Here is an 11273-nt window from a genome sequence, read left to right as displayed (position 1 = left end):
GGCCAGCAATACTGCTGGCCTTAATAGAGACAACTAACAGATCAGTAGTTTACACGTCGAGGTTTTCCACTTTCAGCGCGTTGTTTTCAATAAAGGCCCGACGAGGCTCAACTTGATCACCCATCAAGGTGGTAAACAGCTCATCTGCCGCAACCGCATCGTGGATAGTCACCTGCATCATACGGCGCCCTTCAGGATCCATGGTGGTCTCCCAAAGTTGATCAGGATTCATCTCCCCCAAACCTTTATAACGCTGACGCGAGACACCACGCATGGATTCTTTAACCAACCAGTTTAGCGCCTGCTCAAAGGTCTCCACTTTTTGGGTCCGTTCCCCACGCTTCACGTAAGCACCCTCGTCAAGTAGCTGATCGAGTGTTTCCGATAAGCTCGCAATACGCCCATATTCTTTCGAATTCAGGAAGTCATAGCTGACCTGGTACTTGTAATCAACACCATGGGTTCGCACCACCAACTCAGGCACCCAAACTTGATGATCTTCATCAAAGCGACAAGACGCTTTATAGTGGCTTTCACCGGTCGATTTGCGATTAAGGATGTCGACAATGTTCTCAACCCACTTCTTCGCGGCCCATTCGTCACGAAGTTCCTCGACCGCTAAACGCGGTTGGTACAGTAGCTCATTCAGCAATGCCGCAGGATAACGACGCTTCATACGCTGAATCAGTTTAAGCACACCATTGTACTCTTTGACCAGCTTTTCAAGCGATTCACCATGCATCGCTGGCGCATCAGGGTTCACAAATAATGAGGCATTTTCCAGTGCCAGCGCGACCTGATATTGCTCCATCGCTTCATCGTCTTTGATGTACTGCTCTTGCTTACCCTTCTTCACTTTATAAAGGGGTGGCTGAGCGATGTAAATATAACCACGCTCAATCAACTCAGGCATTTGACGATAGAAGAAGGTTAATAACAAGGTACGAATGTGAGAGCCATCAACGTCAGCATCCGTCATGATAATGATGCTGTGGTAGCGTAACTTATCGGGGTTGTACTCTTCGCGACCAATCCCACAGCCCATGGCGGTGATCAGAGTCGCCACTTCTTGCGACGATAACATCTTATCAAAACGGGCTTTTTCCACGTTTAAGATCTTACCTTTAAGCGGCAATATCGCTTGGTTTTTGCGATTACGCCCTTGTTTCGCTGAGCCACCGGCTGAGTCACCCTCCACAATGTAGAGCTCAGACAGGGCGGGATCTTTTTCTTGGCAGTCGGCCAATTTACCAGGCAAGCCAGCTAAGTCCAGTGCCCCTTTACGACGTGTCATTTCACGCGCTTTACGCGCTGCATCACGTGCACGTGCGGCATCAATAATCTTGGAGCACACCACTTTGGCATCGGCTGGATGTTCAATTAAAAAGTCAGACAAGTGGCTGCTCATCGCCGACTCAACCGCCGATTTCACTTCCGATGACACCAGTTTGTCTTTGGTTTGGCTCGAAAACTTAGGATCAGGGACTTTGACCGATACCACCGCCGTCAAACCTTCACGGGCATCATCGCCAGACGTCGCTGCTTTAGCTTTTTTCGAGTAGCCTTCTTTGTCCATAAAGCTGTTTAAGGTTCGCGTCAGTGCACCGCGGAACCCAGCCAAATGCGTACCACCGTCGCGCTGTGGAATATTGTTGGTAAAACAGTAGATGTTCTCTTGGTAGCCATCATTCCACTGCATTGAGACTTCGACGCTAACGCCATCATCACGCATATGTTCAAAATGGAACACCGATGGATGAATCGCGGTTTTCTTTTTATTCAAATGCTCAACGAACGCACGGATACCGCCTTCATATTTAAAGTGATCCGATTTGTCTTCCTCGCGCTCGTCAATCAATCGAATCGACACACCCGAGTTAAGGAAAGACAATTCACGTAAGCGCTTGGCGAGGATCTCGTAGTTGAAGTGAATATCCGTGAAGGTTTCTTCACTCGGCCAAAAACGAATGCGGGTACCGGTTTGATCGGTTTCGCCCAGTTGAACCAAGGGACCCAGTGGCTCACCATGAGAAAAATTGAGTTGGTGGGCATAACCGTTACGCCAAATTGTCAATTCAAGCTTTTCTGACAGTGCGTTAACCACAGAGACACCGACACCGTGTAGGCCGCCCGACACTTTATACGAGTTATCATCAAATTTACCCCCGGCRTGCAGCACGGTCATGATAACTTGAGCAGCTGAAACACCCTCTTCTTCGTGAATATCGACAGGGATACCACGACCGTCGTCGCGGACCGACACAGAGCCGTCTTCGTGAATGGTGGTCACGATATCGTTACAATGTCCGGCCAGTGCTTCATCGATCGAGTTATCGACCACCTCAAACACCATATGGTGTAGGCCGGTACCGTCGTCGGTGTCGCCGATATACATTCCCGGACGCTTACGGACGGCATCCAAGCCCTTCAGTACCTTGATACTCGATGAATCGTATTCGTTGGACATTGAGTTACTCTCGCTTATTTATCCTGCGTTAATTTTGCCATGTTCCACATGAAACATCTTACTATTTTCGTCGCAAATTTCCGCGACTTGATCGGCACTAATGGCGCTGACAAAAACCTGCGCCCCGATCCGGGTCAATTCACTGGCGAGCAGTGCCCGGCGGCGGCTGTCTAATTCTGAGGCAAAGTCATCGATCAGGTAAATACAGGCGATGCCTTGCTCTTCGCTATATAGCTGTCCTTGTGCAAGCCGAAGCGCACAAACCATCAATTTTAGTTGCCCTCGAGAGAGCACATCATCGACCGGGGTACCGGCCACCTTGATGCGTAAATCGGCTTTGTGTGGTCCAGACACCGTGTAGCCCATTTGCTGATCGCGTTCGAAGTTAGTCGCCAACAAAGCCTGGTAATCTGCACCGCGCTCCCAGCCTTGGGAGAACCGAAACTGAATCGAGAACTCGGGTAAAAATGCCTGGCATAACGCCGTTGCGCGCTCGGCCACAGCATTAACATAAGCTTGTCGCCAAACACTAATTTGCTCGGCCAAGCTAGCAAGTTCTGCATCCCACACTTGTATATCACGGTAATTGCGCGCAGTTTTAAGCGCGGCGTTCCGTTGCTTGGTGAGCCGCTTGACCCGCGTCCACGCTTCAAAAAAACCGGGTTGGGAATGAAACACCCCCCAGTCAATATACGCACGGCGAAATTTAGGACCATCTGTTAATAGCTCAAACCCTTCAGGGGTAATCAGCTGCAAGGGCAAGACTTTGGCCAGTGCCACTAGCTTTTGCCCTTTTTCTTGACCTATTTTAACATCGGCACTGCCGTCTCGGCGCTTTTGAATGCCGACCGGAAGCAAGATCCCATCTTGCGTTTTCACCCGGCCATGGACCGTTAAGCTCGGTTGTTGATGACGGATCACACGGCTGTTCAGTGCGCTGCGAAATGAGCGCCCGTGGCCAAGAAAATGAATCGCCTCCAAGACACTGGTTTTTCCACTGCCGTTGGGGCCAATTAAAAAGTTAAAGCCTGACGACAGTTCGATATCGCAGGCTTCAATATTTCTGAAGTCATGAATGACCAGTCGAGTGAGCGCCATAATCTAGAGGCGAATGGGCATCACGACATACATGGCATCATCGCGATCACAGTCCTCAATCAAAGTACTGCCGACCGCGTCTGTCATTGAAAAACGGACAGTGTTACAGCGCAAAACGTTGAGCACATCTAAAACATAACTGACGTTAAAACCAATCTCGATGGCCTCGCCTTGATAATTCACTTCCAAAAATTCTTCGGCTTCTTCTTGCTCGGGGTTATTGGCAGAGATGCGCAGCTCACTGCCATCAATATTCATCCGAACACCACGGAATTTCTCGTTCGACAGCACCGCGGCTAACGACAAGGCTTGCTTGAGCTCCGCGCAATTAACCTCAAGTGTCCGAGACGTCGATTGCGGCAGCACTCGGCGATAGTCAGGAAATCGTCCATCGACTAACTTCGAAGTAAAGGTCACGTTGCCGACTACCGCACGAATATTGGAAGCACCAATCTGAATATTGACCGGGTTCTCACTATCATCCAACAAACGCGCTAGCTCACTGACGCCTTTACGCGGCACAATCACTTGTTGCGCTGGCGCGCTTTCATCCATGGTCAGGTGGCACACTGCCATACGGTGACCATCGGTCCCTACCGTACGTAGCGTTTGTCCATCGGTTTCGAACAGCAAGCCATTGAGATAATACCGCACATCTTGGTTTGCCATTGAAAACTGAGTCGCATCAATCAGGTGATTCAGTTTATTTTGTGGCAGCTGCAGGCTTACATCCGCTTGCCAATCATCGATGTTGGGATAATCGCTAGCCGGCAAGGTGGACAAGGTGAACCGGCTTCGACCCGCTCGCACCACGACACGATCACCTTCTTGAGCAACCGTAATACGGGCTTCACTGTTCAAGCCTTTGATAATATCCATGAACTTACGCGAGGGAACCGTTATCGCCCCATCTTGATGCTCTCCCTCCAACGGTGCCGTTGCATTAAGCTCCACCTCCATATCAGTGGCGGTGAGCTTAAGTTGCTGCTCGGCGACTTCAATCAGAAGATTGCTTAAGATCGGTAAGGTACTGCGCCCACCTAAAGCCCCAGAAACTTGTTGCAGCGGTTGAAGTAGCTGCTCACGCGTAAGAATAAATTTCATAATTAGGACGACAATGTTCGAATCAGGTTAGAGTAATCTTCTTTAATATCGTGACTTTCTTCACGCAGTTGCTCAATTTTACGGCATGCATGCAATACGGTTGTATGGTCACGACCGCCAAAGGCATCACCAATTTCTGGCAAGCTGTGGTTGGTCAGCTCTTTCGATAAGGCCATCGCCATTTGACGAGGGCGTGCAACCGAGCGAGACCGGCGCTTAGATAACAAATCCGCCATCTTGATTTTATAATATTCTGCCACGGTTTTCTGAATATTATCGATAGTGACCAGCTTTTCTTGTAGCGCCAACAAATCGCGCAACGCTTCCCGAACGAAATCAATGGTGATCGCGCGGCCGGTAAAGTTGGCGTTGGCAATGACACGATTAAGCGCCCCTTCCAGTTCACGGACATTCGACCGCAACCGCTTAGCAATAAAGAAGGCAACTTCATCCGGCAAACGAATCGCGTGGTCTTCTGCCTTTTTCATCAAGATCGCCACACGCGTTTCCAATTCAGGCGGTTCGATAGCAACCGTCAGGCCCCAACCAAAGCGTGATTTCAAGCGATCCTCAACCCCATTGATTTCTTTTGGGTAGCGATCGGAGGTCAAAATGATCTGCTGATTCCCCTCAAGCAAGGCATTAAAGGTATGGAAAAACTCTTCTTGTGAGCGCTCTTTATTGGCAAAAAACTGAATATCATCGATCAAGAGTGCATCCACGCTACGGTAGTAGCGCTTAAACTCTTCGATGGCGTTGTTCTGCAGTGCTTTGACCATGTCTTGCACAAACCGCTCAGAGTGCATGTAAACCACGCGAGCATCTGCCTTTCGATCGGAAATAGCATTCCCCACCGCATGGAGCAAGTGCGTTTTACCCAGCCCCGTCCCACCATACAAAAACAGCGGATTATATGCCGCTCCCGGGTTTCCCGAGACCTGCCGTGCCGCCGCGAGTGCAAGCTGGTTCGATTTACCTTCCACAAAGTTATTAAACTTGTGTTTCGGATTCACGTTGGAGCGATGATTGACATCCGATTGCACCGGTGACGGTGCGGGCTCCCAAACGCGTCCACGAGTGGGGGCAGGGGCCGCTTGTTGAGGCGCAGGGGCTGACGCCGGGCCAGCTGGCGCAGATTGCGGCGCAGCAGCAACCGGTTTACTGCCCACTTCAAAGCGCAGCATAGGCACGTCGACACCACAAAACTCATTCAGCAGTTGATTAATCTGATGCAAATATTTATCCCGCACCCAATCAAGCACAAAACGGTTAGGGGCAAACAGGGTCAACGTATTGTCATTGAGTTCGGCTTGAAGTGGCCGTACCCACATACTAAATTCTGTTGCAGGTAAATCATCTTGAAGCCGTTCAAGACACTGCAACCAAAGCGATGATGACACGTTTGACTCCACGCAGTTATACCGAAAAGGAAAAGGTCATAATGGTACTCCTGTCGCGCCCAGATCGCTACCCACAAGATCCCGAAATCAGTGAATAAGATCCGACTTATGCACATAGATCCCACAGATAACCCAGAGATCGCCACAGCCTACCCGCTTTTTACTCACAACATTACGCACATGGTCGTCGTGACCAGTCCGAGAATTCGAGGCCATGTCCCGCATCGATCCGACTCACGCCTGTTAATACGTTATTACTCATAACAACAAGGTATTTCTAGTCCCCTCTTCGCCCCTCTATATTACGTTTCCTATCAATATTGATGTGGTTATTACGGAGTTTTTCATGACTAAATGGATCCTCAACGCCCTGCTCAGCCTGAGCATGGTGATTTCAGTCCCCGCTTTTGCATCAGACACCGTCAAAGTGGGCATGTCTGGCCGATACTTTCCTTTTACCTTTGTCAAACAAGACCAACTACAAGGGTTTGAAGTCGACCTTTGGGATGAGATTGGTCAGCGTAATGACTACGATATCGAGTATGTAACGGCTAACTTCTCGGGCTTATTTGGGCTTTTACAAACTGGTCGTATTGATACGATTTCAAACCAAATCACTATCACCGATGAGCGCCAAGCGAAATATTTGTTTACCAACCCGTATGTCGTCGATGGGGCGCAAATCACGGTTCGTAAGGGCAATGACGCGATTCAGTCCGTCGCAGATTTAAAAGATAAGACGGTCGCGGTGAACTTGGGCTCTAACTTTGAGCAACTCCTTCGCGATCATTCAGCGTCCGATGATATCCATATCAAAACCTACGAAACCGGTATTGAGCACGATGTGGCCCTGGGCCGTGCCGATGCGTTTATTATGGACCGCCTCTCCGCACTACAATTGATCAAAGAGTCGGGCTTGCCTCTACAATTAGCGGGTCAGCCTTTTGAAACCATTGCCAACGCCTGGCCATTTGTTGACAACGACCGCGGCCAGCGCTTACGTGATGAGGTGAACACAACACTCGTCAACATGCGTGATGACGGCACGTTAGCCGATATTTCGATCAAGTGGTTTGGTGCTGACGTCACCCAAAAGTAAGTATTCACCAACATTAAAAAGCCCGCGTTGGCGGGCTTTTTTGTTTAAAGGACTCTCATGGCGTTTGATTTCGATTATATGGTCTCGCTGTTCCCTCTATTGCTTAGCTATTTAGGGATCACCATGGAAATGGCCTTTTTGGGGCTACTTTTCTCCCTCGCCTTAGCCGTCGCCATCGCCTTAATTCGCGTCTTTCGTGTCCCTGGGTTAAATGGCTTAGCGCAAATCTTCATTAGTTTCTTTCGCGGCACCCCTTTATTGGTGCAGTTGTTTTTGCTCTATTATGGCTTACCACAGGTGATCCCCAGTTTAGTGGGGATGGATGCCTTTACTGCAGCCGTGATTGGGATCAGTTTGCACTTTTCTGCCTATATGGCCGAATCGATTCGTGCCGCAATTCTCGGGGTCGATCGCAGTCAGATGGAAGCAAGCTTAGCCATCGGCATGACGACGCGACAAGCCATGCAACGCATTATTTTACCGCAAGCCGTGCGCATTGCTCTGCCGTCGTTGATGAACTATTTCATCGATATGATTAAAGCCACCTCTCTCGCTTTTACACTAGGCGTGACCGAAATCATGGCACAAGCGCAAATGGAAGCCTCATCCAGTTTCAAGTTTTTTGAAGCCTACTTGGCCGTCGCGCTCATTTACTGGGCGATCGTGGTCGCACTCACCCGCGTGCAATATTGGGCCGAAGCACACCTCAATAAGGCGTATCAACGATGATAAAAATAGAAAAGTTGAAAAAAGTCTATCAGGGCATCGCTGTTCTCGATGGGATTGATTTGACTATCGAACGTGGCGAAATCGTTTGTATTATTGGTCCAAGTGGTACTGGGAAATCTACTTTATTGCGCTGCATTAATTTCCTAGAGCGTGCAGAACAAGGCGTGATAACAATCGGCGAACAACGCGTCGATAGCGGCAATTCAGCCACTCCAAAAAAGGACATTCTGGCGTTGCGGCGTCAAACTGGGTTTGTATTCCAAAACTATGCCTTGTTTGCCCACCTGAGCGCACGCGATAACATTGCTGAAGGCCTGCGCACTGTAAAAGGATGGCAAAAAGCTAAAGCCCGCCAGCGCGCGCAACAGATTTTGGACGATATCGGGCTTGGCGATAAAGGCGACCACTATCCGGCCTCTTTATCGGGTGGCCAACAACAACGCGTAGGGATTGGCCGTGCGATGGCGCTGAAAGCCGAGCTACTGCTTTTCGATGAGCCAACATCCGCGCTCGATCCAGAATGGGTAGGCGAGGTGTTAGCGCTAATGAAAAAGCTCGCCACTCGCCACCAAACCATGCTGGTGGTGACCCACGAGATGCAGTTTGCGCGTGATGTTGCTGATCGTGTGGTATTTATGAACGATGGCAATATTATCGCTCAGGGCACACCGGATTGGCTGTTTAATCACTGTGATGATCCCCGATTGCATAAGTTTTTGAATCAAGTCGGGATCACCGCTTAATTTGCGATCAGTTGGCAAGGATCCTTGCGATCTGCGACTAAGCGCTTATAATTCACGGCCCGAAGTGGCGTGGGTTTTGTGATTGACTAATCGTTAGTCAATGGCTACAATCCGCCCTCTTTGTTGAGAGGCGTCGGAGACAAGCATACTGCTATCCTCCCACGTCGGGTTAACAAACCTAACACTGATCAGTAATAAAGGTAGAAACCATGAAACGCACTTTTCAACCTTCAGTTCTAAAGCGTAAGCGCACTCACGGTTTCCGTGCGCGCATGGCGACTAAGAACGGCCGTAAGGTCATTGCCGCTCGCCGTGCGAAAGGCCGCAAGCAGCTTTCTAAATAATCCGTAGTGATTTGTGAATAAGCTCGCTTATCCTCGGGAGTTACGTCTGCTAACTCCCGAACATTTCAGTGCCGTCTTTCAGCAACCTCATCGCGCAGGTTCGCCGCACTTGACTATACTCGCCAGAAACACCGCGCTCGAACACCCACGTCTCGGTCAAGCTGTCCCGAAAAAGCAAATCAAACTTGCCGTTGATCGCAACCGCTTTAAACGTGTGGTTCGCGAGAGTTTTCGTTTACGTCAGCATCAACTGCCGGCGAAAGACTTTGTGGTTATCGCGAAAAAAAGTGCCAACAACCTGAGTAATCAAGCGCTGCGAGACGAATTGGACAAGTTATGGCAACGTTTGTCGCGACCGCCGCGCAAAAAGCGCTCATCGCGCTGATTCGGGGATACCAACTGGTGATTAGCCCATTAATTGGGCCACGATGCCGGTTCACACCAACCTGCTCCCATTACGCCATCATGGCGATTCAATCCCATGGTGTGATAAAAGGGTGTTGGTTGGCAGGCAAACGTCTATTAAAATGCCACCCTTTGAATGATGGCGGCTACGATCCTGTACCGCCTTGCGACCACCATAACAGAGACAATTAACAATGGATTCCCAACGCAATATCCTGTTGATTGCCCTATTGTTCGTTTCTTTCATGCTATACATGGAATGGAGCAAACCAGAATCCCCGCAGCCGCAGGGACAGGGCGTTGAGCAGCAGCAAACGACTCACAGTGACGTGCCAAGCAGCAATGACGGTAACGATACCACGTCTCTTGATGCACAGCCTGTCTCTGACAAGCTCGTCACCATCAAAACCGACGTATTAACACTGAAAATTGATACGCAAGGCGGTGATGTTGTCCATGCCGAGCTTCCACAATACGATGCTGAGCTGGACTCTGATAATGCCTTCACCCTGCTACATACTAAGCCGGATCATACCTTTGTCGCCCAAAGTGGTTTAATTGGTGCCAATGGCATTGATACCGCTGAAGGCCGCGCACAATACCAGGTGACCCAGAACGACTTCTCTCTCTCAGACGATCAAGACACTTTGCGCGTCCCGATGACAGTCGAAAAAGAAGGGATCAGTTATACCAAAACCTTTGTATTTAAACGTGGTAGTTATGCGGTAGACGTTGAGCATACAATCAATAACCAAACCGATGCGAATGCCAGCGTCACTATGTACACCCAGCTCAAACAAAACTTGCTGGATGATGGTGGTAGCCTAACCATGCCGACTTATCGCGGCAGCGCTTACTCAACGGACGACAAGCGTTACGAGAAGTACAGCTTTGATGACATGGAAAGCAAAAATCTCAGCGTAACCTTTGATCAAGGTTGGGCGGCCATGATTCAACACTACTTTGCCACCGCGTGGATCCCACGAGCCGACAATAATGTGTTGAGCACACGTACCACCTCGCAATACGGTTATATTCAGACCAAAACCAGTGACACCATTCCTGCTGGTACCAGTAAGACCCTAACGGCAACTCTATGGGTTGGCCCGAAACTGCAAGAACAAATGGCCGCCGTGGCGCCAAGCTTGGATCTTGTGGTCGACTATGGCTGGCTCTGGTTTATCGCCAAGCCTTTGCATTGGTTGCTATCAACCATTCAGACCTTTGTCGGTAACTGGGGTCTATCAATCATTATGCTGACCTTTATCGTCCGTGGTGCTATGTACCCGCTTACCAAAGCGCAGTACACCTCGATGGCGAAAATGCGCATGCTGCAGCCTAAACTGCAAGAAATGAAAGAGCGTATTGGTGACGACCGTCAGCGCATGAGCCAAGAAATGATGGAGCTGTACAAGCGCGAAAAAGTTAACCCACTGGGTGGCTGCCTACCGCTAGTGCTGCAAATGCCGATCTTCATTGCGCTCTATTGGGCATTGATGGAATCGGTCGAACTACGTCACGCACCTTTCTTTGGTTGGATTCAAGACTTGTCAGCACAAGACCCTTTCTATGTGCTACCCCTGTTGATGGGGGCGTCTATGTTCCTGATTCAGAAGATGAGTCCAACCACGGTCACCGATCCGATGCAGCAGAAGATCATGACCTTTATGCCCGTGGTCTTCACCTTCTTCTTCTTGTTCTTCCCATCCGGTCTGGTTCTATACTGGTTGGTATCGAACGTGGTCACGCTGCTCCAACAGACGTTAATCTACAAGTCGTTGGAGAAAAAAGGCCTGCATTCGCGCTCGTAACTCAGGCCGCGTCAAGCAATAATAAAAAGGCGACCTGGCGGTCGCCTTTTTCACGTTAATGGCCCACAGGCCT

The 11273-nt window shown here is 49.7% G+C and carries 11 protein-coding genes; 7 read left to right on the top strand and 4 right to left on the bottom strand.

Going from position 1 to position 11273, the window contains the following annotated elements:
- Positions 1-49 precede the first annotated feature (49 nt).
- The 4 genes from gyrB to dnaA are packed head-to-tail and all read right to left on the bottom strand — an operon-like array spanning position 50 to position 6069.
- Complete coding sequence (gene gyrB, locus BZG78_RS11410; protein WP_077576845.1) at positions 50-2467, bottom strand: DNA topoisomerase (ATP-hydrolyzing) subunit B; 2418 nt, start codon at positions 2465-2467, stop codon at positions 50-52.
- Between the two features lie 18 nt (positions 2468-2485).
- Positions 2486-3565 carry a DNA replication/repair protein RecF gene (recF, locus tag BZG78_RS11405; protein ID WP_077647285.1) on the bottom strand — a complete coding sequence of 360 codons (1080 nt, stop codon included), beginning with the start codon at positions 3563-3565 and terminating at the stop codon, positions 2486-2488.
- A gap of 3 nt (positions 3566-3568) precedes the next feature.
- Positions 3569-4669: a DNA polymerase III subunit beta gene (dnaN, locus tag BZG78_RS11400; RefSeq protein WP_025744543.1), complete on the bottom strand. Its 1101-nt coding sequence runs from the start codon at positions 4667-4669 to the stop codon at positions 3569-3571.
- Positions 4670-4671: 2 nt separating this feature from the next.
- Positions 4672-6069, bottom strand: a complete 1398-nt coding sequence (gene dnaA, locus BZG78_RS11395) for a chromosomal replication initiator protein DnaA (RefSeq protein WP_025744542.1) — start codon at positions 6067-6069, stop codon at positions 4672-4674.
- Positions 6070-6415: 346 nt separating this feature from the next.
- Here dnaA and BZG78_RS11390 point away from each other — a divergent pair, with 346 nt between their 5' ends.
- From BZG78_RS11390 to yidC, 7 genes are all read left to right on the top strand, one after another.
- A complete protein-coding gene (locus tag BZG78_RS11390; RefSeq protein WP_025744541.1) occupies positions 6416-7168 on the top strand; it encodes a transporter substrate-binding domain-containing protein in 753 nt (250 codons plus the stop codon).
- Positions 7169-7225: 57 nt separating this feature from the next.
- A complete protein-coding gene (locus BZG78_RS11385; RefSeq protein ID WP_077461794.1) occupies positions 7226-7897 on the top strand; it encodes an amino acid ABC transporter permease in 672 nt (223 codons plus the stop codon).
- Positions 7894-8640, top strand: a complete 747-nt coding sequence (locus tag BZG78_RS11380; RefSeq protein ID WP_077661260.1) for an amino acid ABC transporter ATP-binding protein — start codon at positions 7894-7896, stop codon at positions 8638-8640. The genes BZG78_RS11385 and BZG78_RS11380 overlap by 4 nt, the downstream gene beginning before the upstream one ends.
- Positions 8641-8849: 209 nt before the next feature.
- A complete protein-coding gene (rpmH, locus tag BZG78_RS11375) occupies positions 8850-8984 on the top strand; it encodes a 50S ribosomal protein L34 (RefSeq protein WP_025672864.1) in 135 nt (44 codons plus the stop codon).
- A gap of 13 nt (positions 8985-8997) precedes the next feature.
- The gene (rnpA, locus tag BZG78_RS11370; RefSeq protein WP_025744540.1) at positions 8998-9369 is read left to right on the top strand and encodes a ribonuclease P protein component; all 372 of its coding nucleotides are present in this window, start codon (positions 8998-9000) and stop codon (positions 9367-9369) included.
- Entirely contained in the window at positions 9321-9581 is a 261-nt protein-coding gene (yidD, locus tag BZG78_RS11365; protein ID WP_077456636.1) for a membrane protein insertion efficiency factor YidD, read from the top strand. Before rnpA ends, yidD begins: the two co-directional genes overlap by 49 nt.
- A 2-nt stretch (positions 9582-9583) precedes the next feature.
- On the top strand, positions 9584-11200 hold the full coding sequence (gene yidC / locus BZG78_RS11360) for a membrane protein insertase YidC (protein ID WP_077461792.1): 1617 nt from the start codon (positions 9584-9586) through the stop codon (positions 11198-11200).
- Positions 11201-11273 lie beyond the last annotated feature (73 nt).

The organism is Salinivibrio sp. MA351 (assembly GCF_001996065.1).
Lineage (GTDB): Bacteria > Pseudomonadota > Gammaproteobacteria > Enterobacterales > Vibrionaceae > Salinivibrio > Salinivibrio costicola.
Note: the sequence above shows the minus strand (reverse complement) of the source record. Positions and strands in the feature narration are given on the sequence as shown.

Coding starts and splice junctions, on each gene's coding strand:
- dnaN (WP_025744543.1), bottom strand. CDS start 4,669: ATGAAATTTATTCTTACGCGTGAGCAGCTACTTCAACCGCTGCAACAA.
- BZG78_RS11385 (WP_077461794.1), top strand. CDS start 7,226: ATGGCGTTTGATTTCGATTATATGGTCTCGCTGTTCCCTCTATTGCTT.
- BZG78_RS11390 (WP_025744541.1), top strand. CDS start 6,416: ATGACTAAATGGATCCTCAACGCCCTGCTCAGCCTGAGCATGGTGATT.
- yidC (WP_077461792.1), top strand. CDS start 9,584: ATGGATTCCCAACGCAATATCCTGTTGATTGCCCTATTGTTCGTTTCT.
- yidD (WP_077456636.1), top strand. CDS start 9,321: ATGGCAACGTTTGTCGCGACCGCCGCGCAAAAAGCGCTCATCGCGCTG.
- rpmH (WP_025672864.1), top strand. CDS start 8,850: ATGAAACGCACTTTTCAACCTTCAGTTCTAAAGCGTAAGCGCACTCAC.
- recF (WP_077647285.1), bottom strand. CDS start 3,565: ATGGCGCTCACTCGACTGGTCATTCATGACTTCAGAAATATTGAAGCC.
- BZG78_RS11380 (WP_077661260.1), top strand. CDS start 7,894: ATGATAAAAATAGAAAAGTTGAAAAAAGTCTATCAGGGCATCGCTGTT.